The organism is Citrobacter sp. Marseille-Q3906, from assembly GCF_916618775.1.
GTDB classification, from domain to species: domain Bacteria; phylum Pseudomonadota; class Gammaproteobacteria; order Enterobacterales; family Enterobacteriaceae; genus Citrobacter; species Citrobacter murliniae.
Genome location: NZ_CAKAKA010000002.1, coordinates 821,596 through 838,157, shown reverse-complemented (window position 1 = coordinate 838,157; position 16,562 = coordinate 821,596). Strand labels below are relative to the sequence as shown.

At 51.7% G+C, this 16,562-nt stretch carries 10 protein-coding genes; 4 read left to right on the top strand and 6 right to left on the bottom strand.

What is annotated here, in order from left to right; all coding sequences use genetic code 11:
* Positions 1-13: 13 nt before the first annotated feature.
* The 6 genes from tssC to LG384_RS08135 form a co-directional block, all read right to left on the bottom strand.
* Complete coding sequence (tssC, locus tag LG384_RS08160; RefSeq protein ID WP_045441434.1) at positions 14-1,561, bottom strand: type VI secretion system contractile sheath large subunit; 1,548 nt, start codon at positions 1,559-1,561, stop codon at positions 14-16.
* A gap of 32 nt (positions 1,562-1,593) precedes the next feature.
* Positions 1,594-2,091, bottom strand: a complete 498-nt coding sequence (gene tssB, locus LG384_RS08155; RefSeq protein ID WP_045441433.1) for a type VI secretion system contractile sheath small subunit — start codon at positions 2,089-2,091, stop codon at positions 1,594-1,596.
* 726 nt (positions 2,092-2,817) lie between these two features.
* Positions 2,818-4,020, bottom strand: a complete 1,203-nt coding sequence (locus tag LG384_RS08150) for a MalY/PatB family protein (protein ID WP_045441431.1) — start codon at positions 4,018-4,020, stop codon at positions 2,818-2,820.
* 12 nt (positions 4,021-4,032) lie between these two features.
* Positions 4,033-5,484, bottom strand: coding sequence for a Na+/H+ antiporter NhaC (gene nhaC / locus LG384_RS08145; protein WP_045441430.1), 1,452 nt, complete (start codon positions 5,482-5,484; stop codon positions 4,033-4,035).
* A 140-nt stretch (positions 5,485-5,624) separates the two neighbouring features.
* Entirely contained in the window at positions 5,625-6,635 is a 1,011-nt protein-coding gene (locus LG384_RS08140) for a LacI family DNA-binding transcriptional regulator (protein WP_048221711.1), read from the bottom strand.
* Between the two features lie 215 nt (positions 6,636-6,850).
* Positions 6,851-7,687 (bottom strand): alpha/beta fold hydrolase, encoded by an 837-nt coding sequence (locus LG384_RS08135; protein ID WP_045441428.1) that lies wholly within the window; start codon positions 7,685-7,687, stop codon positions 6,851-6,853.
* Between the two features lie 1,545 nt (positions 7,688-9,232).
* Between LG384_RS08135 and iroB the strand changes: the two genes are divergently transcribed.
* The 4 genes from iroB to LG384_RS08115 all read left to right on the top strand — a co-directional run bounded on the left by iroB (position 9,233) and on the right by LG384_RS08115 (position 16,525).
* Positions 9,233-10,348 carry a salmochelin biosynthesis C-glycosyltransferase IroB gene (iroB, locus tag LG384_RS08130; protein ID WP_045441427.1) on the top strand — a complete coding sequence of 372 codons (1,116 nt, stop codon included), beginning with the start codon at positions 9,233-9,235 and terminating at the stop codon, positions 10,346-10,348.
* A 144-nt stretch (positions 10,349-10,492) separates the two neighbouring features.
* Positions 10,493-14,149, top strand: a complete 3,657-nt coding sequence (iroC, locus tag LG384_RS08125) for a salmochelin/enterobactin export ABC transporter IroC (RefSeq protein ID WP_225760729.1) — start codon at positions 10,493-10,495, stop codon at positions 14,147-14,149.
* Positions 14,150-14,253: 104 nt separating this feature from the next.
* Positions 14,254-15,495 carry an esterase family protein gene (locus LG384_RS08120; protein ID WP_045441426.1) on the top strand — a complete coding sequence of 414 codons (1,242 nt, stop codon included), beginning with the start codon at positions 14,254-14,256 and terminating at the stop codon, positions 15,493-15,495.
* A gap of 82 nt (positions 15,496-15,577) precedes the next feature.
* On the top strand, positions 15,578-16,525 hold the full coding sequence (locus tag LG384_RS08115) for an alpha/beta hydrolase (protein ID WP_225760728.1): 948 nt from the start codon (positions 15,578-15,580) through the stop codon (positions 16,523-16,525).
* Positions 16,526-16,562: the final 37 nt, after the last annotated feature.

Genomic DNA, 16,562 nt, shown 5'->3' with positions numbered 1-16,562 from the left:
TTCCTGCCTTAGGTTACGATTTCGCCTTCGGCATCTGGGAAACCAGTGACAGGTTGACGTCCATACCTTCCACCTGGAAGTGCGGGATGGCGTACAGCTTCACGCGGAAGAAGCCCGGGTTATCTTCGATATCCTCAACCACAACTTTGGCATCACGCAGTGGATGTGACGCCTGCAGTTCGTCACCCGGATCGGTCATCTCAGTGACCAGGCTACGTACCCAGGTGTTGAGTTCCAGCTCCAGCAGACGACGGTCCTTGGTGGTACCAATATTTTCTCGCTGGATCAACTTCAGGTAGTGGGCAATACGTGACAACAGGAAGATATAGGGCAGGCGCGCATTGATGCGGCTGTTTGCCGTCGCATCTGCGGTATCGTACAGCGCCGGTTTCTGAGTCGAGTTTGCGCTGAAGAAACACGCATAATCGCGGTTCTTGTAGTAGCTGAGAGGAATGAATCCCAGGTTGGCGAATTCAAATTCGCGGGTTTCCGGAATCATCACCTCACTCGGGATTTTCACCTGATTACCGGTACCGAGATCGTACAGATGGATTGGCAGATCCTGAACCGCACCACCGGCCTGCGGGCCACGGATCTGTACGCACCATCCGTTGTTGATGAAACTGCGCACCATATTGGCGGCAAAAGCAAAGGAGGCGTTGGTCCACAGGTATTTGTTGTGATCCGGGCCTTTAACTTCTTCCACGTAGTTGAAGCTACGTACCGGTACAGTATCCGGGCCATAAGGCAGACGTCCCAGTACACGCGGCATCACCAGTCCGATGTAACGTGAGTCATCAGTATCGCGGAAAGATTTCCATTTGATGTACTCAGCGCGGTCAAAGTAGTTGCCGATATCTTTAATCGCCGCGACTTCCTCCATCGAGTCTTTAAGGAAGAATTTCGGGCCAGCGGAGCCGATAAACGGCATATGCGCAGCAGCGGACACTTTTGAAATATTACGCAGTAATGCAATGTCCTGAGCGGATGCATCAAACTCATAGGCAGAAATCAGCGCTGCAATCGGTTCTCCGCCGGGAGTGTCATACTCATCGATGTAGGTATGTTTATACAGTCCACTCTGAATAATTTCCGGGCTGTCTTCAAAGTCCTGCCGCAGATCCTCTTTGGACATATCCAGCAACTCAATTTTCACGTTCCTGCGAAAATCGGTTTTATCCACCAGCGACTTTAATCCCCGCCAGGTACTTTCCGTTCGCTGAAACTCTTCATGGTGCATCACCGCATCCAGCTGGCGGCTAATCTGGTAATCCAGTTCTGCAATATGGTGGTCGATCAGATTCTTGTCTAATTTCTCGACTTTTGAACCTGATTTTGTCAGACACTCCAGAAATACCTGCATCCCGGCAGTCAGACGTTCATCAGCAGTGGCATCGGACATCGCCTGCGAATCTTGCCAGATATCCAACGCGCTCAATTCAGAGACCGGATTCAGATTTATTTTTTCAAACAGAGACGCATAAACCCCACCGGCTAAAGGGCGTTCCAGTACAACGCTTTCGCCACCAGCAGTCTTTTCATTTTGTACAGACATGAGCATTCCTTGGTTAATCCGTTATTTCTTTGTGATGGTTACGGCTGTTTTGGTGCCAGGGATGAGAGTTCGCTGCGCAGTTCTGCGCTTAACGCGGGGTCCAGCAGAATTTTTTCCAGCTCCTTTCGGAAGGTCTGGTTATCCAGCAGATTGGCTTTTAAATCACGAAGCAAATTACGCATAGAAAGCATTGCCTTCAGCTGTGGAATTTGTCTGGCAACCTGTTCCGGGGTGAAATCTTTCATACTCTGGAACGTCAGTTTAATATTGTCCTCGCTACCGTCATCGGCAAGCGTATTTTTAACGGTAAGATTCACTTTTGGGGAATATTCGGAAAGAATAGCGTCGAAATTATTTTTAGTAACATTCACTTTTTCGCGCTCGGATAACGGCGCAGACTCCTGACCATTACTGAAATCACCCGTAACCAGTAATTTCAACGGCAACTCAGTTTTCTTGCTCGCCCCACCGGTATGCAGATCAAGTTTTAAATTGATACGTGCCTTAGGCACCTCACTCTGAAAGCTGTCAGCCATAAGTTCATCCCTCTTTATATTGCTGTGTAGTATTTGTCGTACATGTCATTTTCATACGCATAATAGAGCAATATATGATCTTTGATCAAATTTACAGATCGAAGATCTATTTCCTAGTAAAAAATAAGAATTTTCTGCTGATTGTTAATAGATAATTACACTGCAAACCAGGATATTCTGCCTGCGGATTGCTTCAGCGCTGGTAACATATTCCGAGGGAGTGAAAAACAATGGAATTTTTACAATGAAGAGAATCAATAATGATGGAAATCAATGAAAATAAAACAATACGTATTTTTTATGAAAAAGATTTTCCACTAAACAACAGAAAGTGTAAGGGCAAACGTTAATAAACAATAAATGACGTGGCGTAAAACTCAGGCCATAAAAGCAATCAATACCACAACCGCCAACAATCAAAATTCGTAATGTTCTACCCGTCACTAACTCATAAAATGAAGCCACAATAGCAATCAGAAAATGCATCCGAGGTGCTGTAACTTCTGTTATTAAAACGGGTATCTATCGCCTAAGGGCGACGAAGTTCAACGGCTGAGGCTATTAAAGGGTGAAAATCAGTGGGTAATAAAAACGGGGCTTTATCGGCAAGGGAGATTATCTTCCCCCTTGCCGGTATATACAGACTCAATATCGAGAGTCCCCGCCAGGCCTTACGTTAAAGACTTCAACGGGTATGCAGAAGAATAAAAGCATTATCATTCTGGATTAACGGATGGGATGCCCTTTCTTTGAAGGCATGTATGCAATACGCTTCAACCCCTCTAGCGCTTTTTCGAGATATGCGCGTGGACACCCCAGGTTCAGGCGGATAAAACCGTTGCCGGCCGACCCAAAGCCATTGCCCATAGACGGTGCAATGCCTGCAACATCAACCATTACCCATTTGAGCTGTTCATCATCCAGTCCCAGTTCTTTGCAATCTATCCACAGCAGATAAGTACCCTGGGCGGGGACAATACGTGCCCATGGGAGATATTCATTAACCTGTGTAACAAACCATCGGCGATTTTCTGCCAGATAACCCAGTAACTCGTCCAGCCAGCGAGCACCATGTTGCCAGGCTGCAGTACTCGCCTCGATAGAAAGCGCATTGAAAACATCCAGTCCATGAGCATCCAGACGGCGTAAAAATTGTTCGCGTAATCCCTGGGCCGGGATGAGAAAGTTTGCTATGCGTAAAGTTGATAAACCAAACGTCTTACTGGCGGAAGTTGCAGATATCACTCGCGAATGCCAGCGTTCTCCCAGATGTAAAACCGAGGTGAATCGTTCCCCAGGAAGTAACAGATCGGCCCATATTTCATCCGAGAGTAACGTGACATTATAGGTCTCACACAACTGGAGTAGTTGCTCCAGTTCCTGGGCAGACCAACAACGCCCGGTAGGGTTATGAGGATTACACAAAATCATCAATGGAGGGCGTTCAGTACGGAATAACATTTCCAGGTGAATGAGATCCATTTTGTAACCCGTTTCCGCATCCTCATGTAACGGATTCTCCAGTAACCGCCTGCCATTTAGAGATATTATTTTGGAAAATGAACCATAATAAGGCCCCTGAACCACCACCCCTTCCCCAGGATGACTCAGCATTTGCACCAGTAAAGATAACCCAGGAACCACGCCTTCAATACTGCAGATCCATTCTTGCTGCAGCTTCAGTTGGTGCCGTGTCGAGAACCATGAAATGAGGGAATCATAGTACGTTTGCGGGCGTTCACTGTAACCGAAAATACCGTGTTCAATTCTTTGGGATAAAGCATGCTGAACAGCTTCCGGGCAGGTAAAGTCAAAATCAGAAACCCACATCGGCAACAGTTCATTTGTATCCTCGCCAAAATAGCGCGCAATAAAATCCCATTTCAGCGAGCCTGTATTGTGGCGATCGATAATCTTATTAAAATCCATTATTGTCCCTTCCTATTCTGCAGCCACAGTCGTCTTCTCTTTTCCAGGCATGGGGGATAGCCTGGCAATACCGATTCCAGTGAAGCCATAAATCAAAGCAAAAAAGATGGCTGAATAACACTGCACAGCCCAGGGCAGCAAATCCAGCGTACTGACACCTAATGTAGTGGCCATATATACCCCTGCAGATGTCCATGGCAACAGCGGCTCAATGACGGTTCCTGCGTCTTCAATTGTCCTTGAAAGGTTTTTGGTATCCAGCCCCATGCGCCGGTAGGCATCTTTGAACAGTTCAGCGGGAACCAGAAGCGCCAGTTTGCCGTCGCTGGTTGCCCCTGTAACCAGAATAGTGGTTGCTATGGTCGCGGCGATCAGTTGACCAACACTATGAATAATCGTCAGTAATCGGTTGATAATGATGTTGAGCGCCCCCGTCAGTGTTAAGGCACCGGCAAAAGAAAAGGCACAAAAGACAAGAAGGATAGTGCTCATCATTGAGAACATGCCACCACGATTCAGTAGGCGTGGGACATCAGCAATGATCCCTTCAGCTCCGGTCGGGAACATCTCGATTTTGAATCCATCAATAAAGGCATCCAGTCCTTGCTTGATGCTCAGTCCCTGCATCATCACACCCAGAATCAGAGCCAGCACGCATGCGCTCAGCATCAAAGGAATAACAGGTTTCTTGCGAATCGCCCCGTATAAAACAATGACAGGTGGCAAAATCAGAACGATATTAAAGTGATATAAAGTCTCAAGGGAGTTCACGATATCGGTGACGCGCTGTGGCGTAGCGACCTCACCGAGCATACTGCTATGGCCGGCAATCAGATAAACCACAGCGGCAAGCAGGAAACAAGGGATAGTTGTCCACAACAGATGCTGAATATGTTCGAACAGAGTCGTATCAGCGACAATCGCAGCAAAGTTAGTGGAATCAGACAGAGGCGATATTTTATCGCCAAAGTAAGCACCAGAAACAACAGCTCCTGCCGCTGCGGCAAGAGACACATCCAGTCCCGCAGCTACGCCCATGAGCGCAACCCCCACCGTTCCTGCTGAACCCCATGATGTTCCGGTACATACGGACACCACACTGGTCAAAAAGAATGCGGCGATCAGAATGTATTCAGGGCTTATTAATTTAAGTCCCCAGTACACCATATAGGGTATGGTTCCACTGAACATCCATGTTCCGATTAGCCCGCCAACGCAGATCAAAATCATGATGACCGGCATCGCTTTAGCGAGTTTATCAACCACCGAACTGATGATGTCTTCCCAGGTATAGCCCTGCCACCATGCAATACCTGCGGCTACAGCAGCAGAACAGAGCAGCAGGGGTTCAATGCGTAATCCCATGATGCCGTAACCAATGATCAGCAATAGCAGCATGGCTGCAATGGGTATCAGCGCTAAACCAAATGAGAGTGTTTTTTTCTGATTTTGAGAGGCATTCATAAATGGATCTCCTGTCTGTAAGGTCGCTCAAGAGTAGAGGAGCCCCCTTTTCCCTGATGTGATCGTCCATTCGCCTTCATGTAAGCGATTACATGAGATAACTAAATCTGAACCAGATCACAATTGAAATCCTTGACGGCTTAGTCATTGACCTGGAGAGGAAGAACAGAATCCCGGATCACCAGTTCTGCAGTGAACTTGTTGATGCTGGGCTGCTGAGTTGCGCCCTTGAAAAGTTGTATCGCCAGTTGCGAAGCACAGCGCGCCATGCGCTCAACCGGGTAGTGCATCGTTGTGAGTGCCGGATAGAGATAACGCGCCATTACCACATCATCGAACCCGACTATAGAAAGCTGACGTGGCAGATTAATCCCTTTCTGATGAAGGATGCGCATGATACCCGCTGCCATCACATCGTTAAACGTCACCGCTGCGGTGAAAGGTATATTGCAGTTAAGAAGCTGATGCGCTGCGCGCTCCCCCCCTTCTTCGTTAAAAGGTACGCTAATCACCCAGTTTTTTTCCGGGGTAATGCCATATTCAGCCATCGCCTGGCGATATCCTTCCAGACGCTCGCGGCGATCGATAATCGGCAAATCAGTTGTCACACAGGCAATACAACGATGCCCTTTTTCCAGTAAATGAAGTGTTGCTGTTTTAGCGGCATTACAATTTTCAAGCCATACACAACGATTGGCCATCCCGGCAATATAACGGTTCACGATCACCATCGCCGGGAAATGAGCCGCATAACGAAGGAGCTCTTTCTCGGACAATCTACTGGCATGCACCACAATAGCCTCACACCCCTGATTAATTAGAAAATCAAGCCCGGCTTTTTCCATTCCTTCATCATGACCACCGCTGCAAACCATCAGACGAAATTGCTGTTTGCGTGAAACTTCCTCCACACCACGCGCAAGGCGAGCGAAAAAGGGATCAGCAAGATTACCGGTTAATAATCCAAGCATGTCACCACTACGTTTGGCCAGTGCAATCGCTGCGGCATTACGGTGGTAATTGAGTTCACGCATGGCCTTTTCCACACGCTCACGCGTCACGGGTTCGACCCATGCGGTTTGATTGATAACACGTGAAACTGTTGCTGTTGAGACTTTCGCCAGCAATGCAACATCCTTTATTGTCGCCATTTCAGTTCCTTATATTTTCATATTACGTATTTGGCTGATAGCATTCTTATTTTCAGGATTTACTCGTATATCTGCCACGTAACATAGCAAAATCGATGACTAATTTCAGCACTAATTAGTGCATAACATGCATAGCTAAAAATTAAAGCGCAACATGAAAATACCATGCATATTCTGAAGCCGAGAAAAAAAATAACCCCAGCTTCAGAACATTTTCAGGACTGAATAAATTGCAGCAGATCTTTATTAATTACATCTGCATGAGAGGTATGCATACCATGTGGATAACCCGGATATATTTTCAGAATGCTATTAACGAGCAATTTATCCTGTAAAAGTGCGGCATTTTTATAAGGGACAACCTGGTCATCATCTCCCTGCATGACCAAAACAGGCACCGTAATGGATTTCAAATCATCAGTCTGATCGGTTTCAGAAAATGCTTTAATACCCTCATAGTGTGCTTTTGCGCTCCCCATCATGCCCTGTCGCCACCAGTTTTGGATGGTTCCATCTGAAGCCTCAACCCCCTCCCGGTTGAACCCATAAAAGGGCCCGGACGCCACGTCAAGATAGAACTGAGCGCGATTTGCGGCAAGAGCCTGACGGAACTCATCGAAAACGCTGACGGGCGTCCCACCAGGGTTATCTTCAGTTTTTACCATAAGTGGCGGCACAGCGCTTATCAGCACGGCTTTCGCGACACGCCCTTGCGGTTGTCCATATTGGGCAACATATCGAGCCACCTGACCGCCTCCAGTGGAGTGACCAACATGCACAGCGTTACGAAGATCCAGATGCTCCACAACGGCAGAAACGTCTGCAGCATAGTGGTCCATATCATGACCTTCGCTAACCTGGTCTGAGCGCCCATGGCCACGACGATCAATTGCAATAACACGATAGCCTTGATTCAGAAAGAATAACATCTGGTTATCCCAGTCATCCGCACTCAATGGCCAGCCATGATGAAATACTATCGGTTGAGCTTCTTTTGCTCCCCAGTCTTTATAAAAAATGTTTACACCATCTTTAGTTTTTACAAATGACATAGTTGTATTTCCCTCGTGAGGATATTCAGCCAAAAGTTTGATGGTAAATCAGTCAAACACTCAACGTCTTACTGGCATGTTACATATCAATGAATATGAACATCTGTAAGGCTTAGTGAGTATAGACGCAAAATTAAGTAACCTTTTATTATTGGTTTTTCGGATATATAGCGACTAAGATGAACAGAACAACGAATATAAATAATTATTAACTAACATCCACTTATCTGAATAACAACCTCCATTCTACGAGAGAACTATCAATGCAGAGGGTGAAACGCGCCCTGATTGAGTCATACATAACTTGCCGAAGCTTTGCCATAAAGTCGCTTATTCATCTACAGCAGAAACCCGTCATTAAAAAGCCCACTCAATGAGCAGGCTATGTGGTCACCGTTACTTTTTGCGGGACTTACCCGCCTTATCCATCGCGCTGTAGTCATTATTCGCTGCAAAACGGGCATTGAATAACTCTATTGCTTACTACTTCATGGGATTTTTTAAGTGCTGCCGCAGAGTCTTTGAACGACCCCAGCAGAGTGAAGTTATTTAGATCTTGTCTTAACAAGTACCAACAATCGGCACGATGTAACTCACGTGGCATAGTAGCTATCGACCAAGAGTGTATGTAGTAAAGAAACATTCAATCCCCCAACAGGAAAAAGTTGGAATGATACAGATGATTATCTTCCAACCAATGGCTGGTCGTTCACATGAGTAGTAATGGTTGCCACTATCAATTACGCAACAATTATCACAACAATTGTCTACATAAATACAAAAAACGATCAACGGTAAATCTTTAGCGATACCCTATGATGTTTTCTACCCAGATTATTATGCCGCTGCACCTGCATAACGGATGCCTCGAAAGGTCATGTCCTGAAACCAGCCATTGAGGTTACAGGTAACCGCTTCAGCCTCTTCTCAGGCCGCAGCGGGTCAGCGCTTCGTGCCAGTCTCCTCTCCTCAAACCCACCTACGATTTTTCCGATAAGCGTTTCCCATTTCATCAATAATCTAAATTATTGTTGCAATCTTCAAATGATATTAGTAATGATTATCATTAGCATTTGCGTTTGTAGTTTATCTGGCAAGGTATACAGAGGCTGTAAGGGAACAAACATCGCCTGAACAACGACGTTTTTTCCACTTACCGACCAACGAAGGCGACTCGGTCAGGATGATGCAAACCGTGTGTCTAAGGAATCAAGGACATCTCCAGATTTGTTGACCGGTCTCACACAGCACAAATGCGTCAGAACACTGCGTCGTGGCAGCACGGCGCTGTTTTGACTATTCAACAGGACAAAGGCGCTCAAGCGTTAATGGAAGTCGGGACACGGAGTTCCCGATTCTCCAGCGTACGTCACGGAATAGCCTGCTGCGAAATAGTCGTCGGCAGGGCCGTGCGTAACGCTGGAGAAACTCAAAAATGGCGCAGCATCTGGCAAAGCAGGTTTAACGAAAATTAACGACCTGCTGACTGGCACATGACTGCGTCGACTTCCTGATTTAATTCGTCAAGCGGAGAAGGATTTTCTCATGCGTATTCTGTTTGTAGGCCCGCCTCTCTATGGGCTGCTGTATCCGGTGCTGTCTCTGGCACAGGCTTTTCGCGTTAACGGCCACGAAGTGTTGATCGCCAGCGGAGGAAAATTCGCCCAGAAAGCGGCAGAGGCTGGGCTGGTGGTGTTTGACGCCGCTCCCGGTTTTGATTCTGAAGCCGACTATCGCCGCCGTGAAGCGCAGCGAAAGGAAAGTAACATCGGTACCAAAATGGGCAACTTCTCGTTCTTCAGCGAAGAGATGGCCGACCACCTGGTGGAGTTCGCCGGACACTGGCGACCCGATCTCATCGTCTACCCTCCACTTGGGGTCGTCGGGCCGCTGATTGCCGCCAAATACAACATACCGGTCGTGATGCAGACCGTCGGCTTCGGCCATACTCCCTGGCATATCAAAGGCGTGACGCGATCGCTCGCAGACGCCTATCGCCGACACGGGGTCGAGGCCGCGCCGCGTGATATGGCATGGATCGACGTAACGCCGCCGAGTATGAGCATTCTGCAAAACGACGGCGAGCCTGTTATTCCTATGCAATACGTCCCCTACAACGGCGGCGCGGTATGGGAAGAATGGTGGGAGAGAACGCCCGATCGTAAACGTCTGCTGGTCAGCCTCGGGACCGTCAAACCGATGGTTGACGGTCTTGACCTGATCTCCTGGGTGATGGATTCCGCCAGTGAAGTCGATGCCGAAATCATCCTGCATCTGTCGCCCAATGCGCGATCCGATCTGCGCTCGCTGCCGTCAAATGTTCGCCTGGTCGACTGGATCCCAATGGGTGTCTTCCTCAACGGCGCCGATGGATTTATTCATCATGGCGGCGCTGGTAACACTCTGACGGCGCTCCACACCGGGATTCCGCAAATCGTATTCGGCGAAGGCGCCGATCGCCCAGTGAATGCCCGCGCCGTAGTCGATCGCGGCTGCGGGATCATCCCCGGCGACGGCGGCCTGTCGAGCGCCATGATCAATGCCTTCCTTGAAAATCGTGCGCTTCGTGCCGCCTCTGAAGAGGTGGCGGCGGAAATGGCGGCGCAAGCCTGCCCGACTGAGGTGGCGAAAAGCCTGATCGCGATGGCGCAAAAAGGATAGCCACCACGCTGTCATGAAGATAATGCGCCAGCACAAATCCCGGCTCTACTCTCCCGTACCGATGCGAGACCGGAACGCGCTGGCGCTCTTTTTTTGCAGTTCGATCCGTTCCGGATCGTATTTTTTACAGACGGAGGAGGCTTAATGCCTGCGACTCACTCTCCCACCCCTGCGCGCTCCTGGATAGTTCGCCTTGGCCGCGTGTGTTGGGAACGTAAGAAACTTAGCACCATCGTGGTAGTGGCGTCGGTATCGACCATTTTGCTGGCTGCGCTGACGCCATTATTGACGCGGCAAGCAGTGAACGACGCGCTGGCAGGCAATCCTACCCGCCTGCCGTGGCTGGCCTGCGGGCTACTGCTGATCGCCTTTTTTGATTTCATCGGTAACTACGTGCGCCGCGGTTATGCCGGGGAGCTATCGCTCTGGGTACAGCACACCCTGCGGGGACGGGCCTTCGACAGTATTCAGAAACTGGATGGCGCGGGTCAGGACGCTCTGCGCACCGGACTGGTGATTTCACGGACCAACAGCGATCTGCAGCAGGTGCATACTCTGTTGCAGATGTGCCCGGTACCGCTGGCAGTATTCACCTATTACATCGCCGGAATTGCCGTAATGCTGTGGATGTCACCAGCAATGACGCTAATCGTCGTTTGCGTACTGGCATGCCTGGCCATCACCGCGCTACGCGCCCGCCGGCGAGTGTTCTCACAAACCGGTCTGGCCTCGGACCGGCTGGCGAATCTCACCGAACATATGCGCGAAGTGCTGGCACAGATCTCTGTGGTGAAATCCTGCGTGGCGGAGCTTCGTGAAACGCGCTGGCTGGACCGCCAGTCACGGCAGATAGTACGTGTTCGCATCGGCGCGGCCATCTCGCAAGCAATGCCAGGCGCCACCATGCTGGCGCTTCCAGTTCTTGGGCAAATCGTCCTGCTATGCTACGGCGGCTGGTCAGTCATGCACGGACGGATTGATCTCGGAACCTTCGTGGCGTTTGCCAGTTTCCTCGCGATGCTGACCGGGCCGACTCGTGTGCTGGCGTCGTTTCTGGTCATTGCCCAGCGAACCCAGGCTTCCGTGGAGCGGGTATTTGCCCTGATCGACACCCGTTCACAAATGGAGGACGGGACTGAGGCAGTCAACGGCCAGGTTGTCGGTCTGGAGCTGGAAAAAATGAGCTTCGATTACGGTAATGGCAGACGCATCCTTAGCGATGTCTCCTTTTCTCTGCATGCCGGTGAAACCGTGGCGGTGGTGGGAGCATCGGGTTCCGGAAAATCGACACTACTGATGCTGCTGGCGCGTTTTTACGATCCCAGCGCCGGAGAGATATGGCTTAACACCCGCTCAGGTCGGCAGAACCTTCGCGACCTCAAGCTGGAGGCACTTCGTCGCCGGGTGGGCGTCGTGTTTGAAGATGCCTTCCTGTTTGCCGGTACGGTGGCGGAAAATATCGCCTACGGTCACCCGCAGGCAACGATAGAAGATATTCGTCGCGCGGCGACGGCAGCGGGGGCCAGTAGTTTTATCAACGCCTTGCCAAAAGGCTTTGATACCCGGCTAACCGAACGCGGGACCAATCTTTCCGGCGGGCAGAGGCAGCGAATCGCACTGGCCCGGGCGTTAATAACTGCGCCAGAGGTGTTGGTCCTCGATGACACCACATCGGCAGTCGACGCCGGGACCGAAGCGGAGATCAATACCGCTCTGGGTCGCTATGCCGACGAGGAACATATGCTGCTGGTGATTGCCCGACGCCGCTCAACGCTTCAGTTAGCCAGCCGGATTGTGGTGCTGGATAAAGGCCGTGTGGTGGATATTGGAACCCAGGCGGAGCTTGAAGCGCGCTGTCCGGCCTTCCGCTCCCTTATAACCGGCGACGGCGATTTCCTCGCGCCTTCCCCTGGTGGGCACAGCGAATTATGGCCGACAATACCTGTAGAGCAAAACGATGCGCTGGAGGGGGATGGCAAAAGCTTTGTCGCCCGTATGACCCACGTACCGGAGAATGCAGTACAGCAAGCGTTAGCCGGTAAAGGCCGCAAAGTTACCTCACTGCTGAAGCCGGTGGCGTGGATGTTCGTCATCGCAGCCCTTCTGATCGCGATCGATTCCGCGGCAGGCGTCGGGGTACTGATACTGCTGCAGCGCGGCATTGATTTGGGCGTCGCCGCAGGTGACATGTCGACTATCGGCCTCTGCGTCCTGCTCGCCTTGTGTCTGGTAGTTGTGAGCTGGTGCTGTTATTCGTTGCAGACAGTCTTCGCCGCCAGGGCTGCGGAGTCGGTCCAGCATACGGTGCGCTTACGTAGCTTCGGTCATATGCTGCGTCTTGGCTTGCCCTGGCATGAAAAACATGTCGATTCGCGCCTGACCCGCATGACCGTTGATGTCGACTCTCTCGCCCGCTTTTTGCAAAACGGCCTTGCCGGTGCGGCCACCAGCCTGGTGACAATGTTTGCCATCGCCGCAGCTATGTTCTGGCTCGACCCGCTTCTGGCACTGACGGCATTAAGCGCAGTGCCGGTAGTCGCACTGGCGACCTGGCTCTATCGTCGCCTGAGCTCCCCCGCTTATGCACAGGCGCGGCTGGAAATAGGTAAAGTAAATAGCACCCTGCAGGAGAAAGTCTCCGGCTTGCGCGTCGTGCAATCGCACGGCCAGCAGGAGCAGGAGGCCGCCCGTCTGCGCGCGTTATCAGACCGCTTCCGCGCTACCCGCGTGCGTGCGCAAAAATACCTTGCCGTCTATTTCCCGTTCCTGACCTTCTGCACTGAGGCTTCCTATGCTGCCGTTCTGCTGGTTGGCGCGTCACGAGTCGCCGAAGGTGAGATGACTGCCGGGGTGCTGGCTGCCTTCTTCCTGCTATTGGGGCAATTCTATGGACCAGTGCAGCAGCTATCAGGAATAGTCGACGCCTGGCAACAAGCGACAGCCAGCAGTAAACATATTGATGAACTGCTGACGACCGAAGGCACAGAGAACGTCGAGCCCTCTTCCGCACAGCCAGCCACCGGCGCGCTGCACCTTGAAGAGGTAACGTTCAGCTATCCCGATACCCCTGAACCGGCGCTAAACTCGCTTACCCTGACTATCCCCGAGGGAACAGTCGTCGCGGTCGTCGGTCGCAGCGGTGCCGGTAAGTCGACGCTGATTAAGCTGATCGCCGGGTTATATTCCCCCACCAGCGGCAGGATCCGCATCGGCGAGAAGCTAATTGAGGATGCCTCGCTTGCCGATTACCGTCGCCAGGTTGGGCTGGTCGATCAGGATGTGGTGCTGTTTAGCGGAGATATCGCGGAAAATATTCGTTATTCGCGACCCTCCAGCACTAACGCCGAAGTTGAGATCGCTTCACGGTGTGTGGGACTGTTTGAGACCGTGCAAAATCTGCCGCAAGGATTCCGTACGCCGGTGAATAACGGCGGCGCGGATCTTTCCGCGGGTCAACGCCAGCAGATTGCACTGGCCCGTACCCAACTGGCAAATGCTCACATCCTGCTGCTCGACGAAGCCACGTCGCGTCTGGATCGTACGTCCGAAGAGCGATTAATGTCCTCGTTAACGGAGGTAGCACATACCGGGAAGCGCCTGGCGCTGATTGTGGCGCACCGTCTGACCACCGCGCAACGCTGCGACCTGATTGCCGTTGTCGATAAAGGCCAGTTGGTGGAATACGGCACCCACGAACAACTGTTAGCCGCGGGCGGCCTCTATACCCGCTTATGGCACGACAGCGTCGGCAGTAATAAACCACATCGCCAACGCGACATCACGGGGGATATCGTGGGATAGTTATTACACGCGTAAGACATTAATCAACACGCTCTCAAGCGGCTGTTCCGGGAATAGCCGCTTGAGTTTTCCATACTGGTATCCAAATTTTTTAACGAGATAGAATGCTGAACATGCCACAACATCCGTCTGCCTCTCCCTCTGCCATCGCCAGCCTGCGCAACCAGCTGGCCGCGGGCCGCATTACCAACCCTTCTCGTTTCTGGCGCGAAGCTGAGTCGCTGAATATACCGCTGGTTGTGCCGGCTGAAGGCGTGGAAGATGAGCGTGAAGTGACCTTCCTGTGGCACGCCCGACATCCACTGCAGGGAGTTTATCTGCGGTTGAATCGGGTGACGGATAAAGAGTACGTGGCAAAGGGGCTGATGACCGCCATTCCCGACACGGGTATCTGGACTCTGACGCTGCGTTTGCCGGCAAGCTACTGCGGCTCCTATTCGCTGGTAGAAATTCCCCCCGGTACGTCAAATGAGACGATTGCTCATTTGGGAGGTCGCTTTGCCGCCCTCGCCGGGCAGGCTGATCCACTAAACAAGACGCCAGGCATCAACGTACGGGGAAGTGCGCAGGAATCTGTTCTGGCGCTCGATAAGGCTCCCGCCCAGGCCGAATGGAGCGGTAGCGCCCACGCCGGGCAATTGCTTACCTCAGTACGAATTGTCGCCGGGCAATCCCGCCGGATTCGGCTCTATCTTCCTGATGTTGATAACACACAGCCTCTCGGCCTGGTAGTGCTGCCCGATGGCGAAACCTGGTTTGATCACCTTGGCGTATGCGCGGCAATTGATGCCGCCATCAATAACGGGCGTATCGTTCCCGTGGCCGTGCTGGGCATCGATAACATCGATGAGTGCGAACGGACTGCAATACTCGGCGGACGCAGCGAACTGATAAAAGATATCGCCAGACATCTGCTACCGGCGATCCGTGCTGAACAACCGCAGCGGCGTTGGGCAGATCGTTCACGCACCGTACTGGCCGGGCAGAGCCTCGGCGGGGTCAGCGCGCTGATGGCCGCGCGCCACGCGCCGGAAACCTTCGGTCTTGCGCTCAGCCACTCCCCGTCAATGTGGTGGACGCCAGATGGCGCCAGCCGGCCAAACCTATTTAGCGAAAGCGATATTTCATGGGTGAGCGAGCATCTGCTTTCTGCCCCGCCGCAGGGCGTGCGTATCCGCCTGTGCGTGGGCTCTCTGGAGGGTTCGACGGTGCCGCACGTTCAGCAACTCCATCAGCGGTTGCTTGACGCCGGCGTTGACAGCCATTGCGCAATTTATACCGGCGGCCACGATTATGCATGGTGGCGCGGCGCGCTGATTGACGGGCTCGGCTTACTGCAGGGTTAGCTTGACCCGCGAGCACTTTCAGGCAACTGTATGTGCTCATGAAAAAATAAAATGTCACCTGCGGAAAAGGAATAATTATCAGATGTATGCCCGCGAGTATCGTTCGACACGCCCACGCAAGGCGCTTTTTTCTCTTCTTTCTTGCCTCACTCTCATTTATAGCGCGCACACTTTTGCAAAGCCGGATATGCAACCGCTGGGGCCAAATATCGCCGATAAAGGCTCCGCGTTTTACCGCTTTAGCATCAACCAGTTCGACTCCGCCGATGGCACCCGCCATTATCGCGTATGGACGGCAGTACCGAATAAAACCGCGCCAGCGTCAGGCTACCCTGTTTTATATATGCTCGACGGCAACGCAGTGATGGATCGCCTGAATGACGAACTGCTCGAACAGCTGACAGACAAATCACCACCGGTGATAGTGGTCGTCGGATATCAGACCAACCTCCCCTTCGATCTCAATGGCAGGGCCTACGACTATACGCCGGCAGCGACAGAAAACGGCAAAACAAACGCCAGAAGTGGTCGCCAGGGTCGTAAGAGCGGCGGTAGCAATGACTTCCGTCAGTTACTTGAAACACGTATTGCGGCAAAAGCGGAGCAAGGATTAAATATCGATCGACAGCGTCGTGGCCTGTGGGGACACTCCTACGGCGGACTGTTCGTACTGGATTCCTGGCTGACATCCTCTTACTTCCAGGCATACTACAGCGCCAGCCCGTCATTGGGCAGAGGCAACGATTCTCTGCTGGACCGCATCACGGCGATCAAGCCCTCACAAAACTGCGCTAAGCACCTGACGATAATGGAAGGGTCAGCGGCGCCAGGCGATAACCAGGAAACGCATGCTGCCGGGGTGCTGACGAAAATTCATACCACTCTCGCCATACTGAAAGATAAAGGTGTCAATGCCACCTTTTGGGACTTCCCGGGGCAAGGGCACGGCCCAATGTTCAACGCCTCTTTCCGCAGCGCACTGTTGGATATCAGCGGTGAAAATGCGGATAACACCCCAAGCTGTCATTAATCCAGTCGCTAAATACTGCCCGCTAATACGCGGGCAG

Bases quoted from the DNA above. Each gene is read 5' to 3' on its own strand.
- tssC (WP_045441434.1), bottom strand. From the start codon at position 1,561: ATGCTCATGTCTGTACAAAATGAAAAGACTGCTGGTGGCGAAAGCGTT.
- tssB (WP_045441433.1), bottom strand. From the start codon at position 2,091: ATGGCTGACAGCTTTCAGAGTGAGGTGCCTAAGGCACGTATCAATTTA.
- LG384_RS08150 (WP_045441431.1), bottom strand. From the start codon at position 4,020: ATGGATTTTAATAAGATTATCGATCGCCACAATACAGGCTCGCTGAAA.
- nhaC (WP_045441430.1), bottom strand. From the start codon at position 5,484: ATGAATGCCTCTCAAAATCAGAAAAAAACACTCTCATTTGGTTTAGCG.
- LG384_RS08140 (WP_048221711.1), bottom strand. From the start codon at position 6,635: ATGGCGACAATAAAGGATGTTGCATTGCTGGCGAAAGTCTCAACAGCA.
- LG384_RS08135 (WP_045441428.1), bottom strand. From the start codon at position 7,687: ATGTCATTTGTAAAAACTAAAGATGGTGTAAACATTTTTTATAAAGAC.
- iroB (WP_045441427.1), top strand. From the start codon at position 9,233: ATGCGTATTCTGTTTGTAGGCCCGCCTCTCTATGGGCTGCTGTATCCG.
- iroC (WP_225760729.1), top strand. From the start codon at position 10,493: ATGCCTGCGACTCACTCTCCCACCCCTGCGCGCTCCTGGATAGTTCGC.
- LG384_RS08120 (WP_045441426.1), top strand. From the start codon at position 14,254: ATGCTGAACATGCCACAACATCCGTCTGCCTCTCCCTCTGCCATCGCC.
- LG384_RS08115 (WP_225760728.1), top strand. From the start codon at position 15,578: ATGTATGCCCGCGAGTATCGTTCGACACGCCCACGCAAGGCGCTTTTT.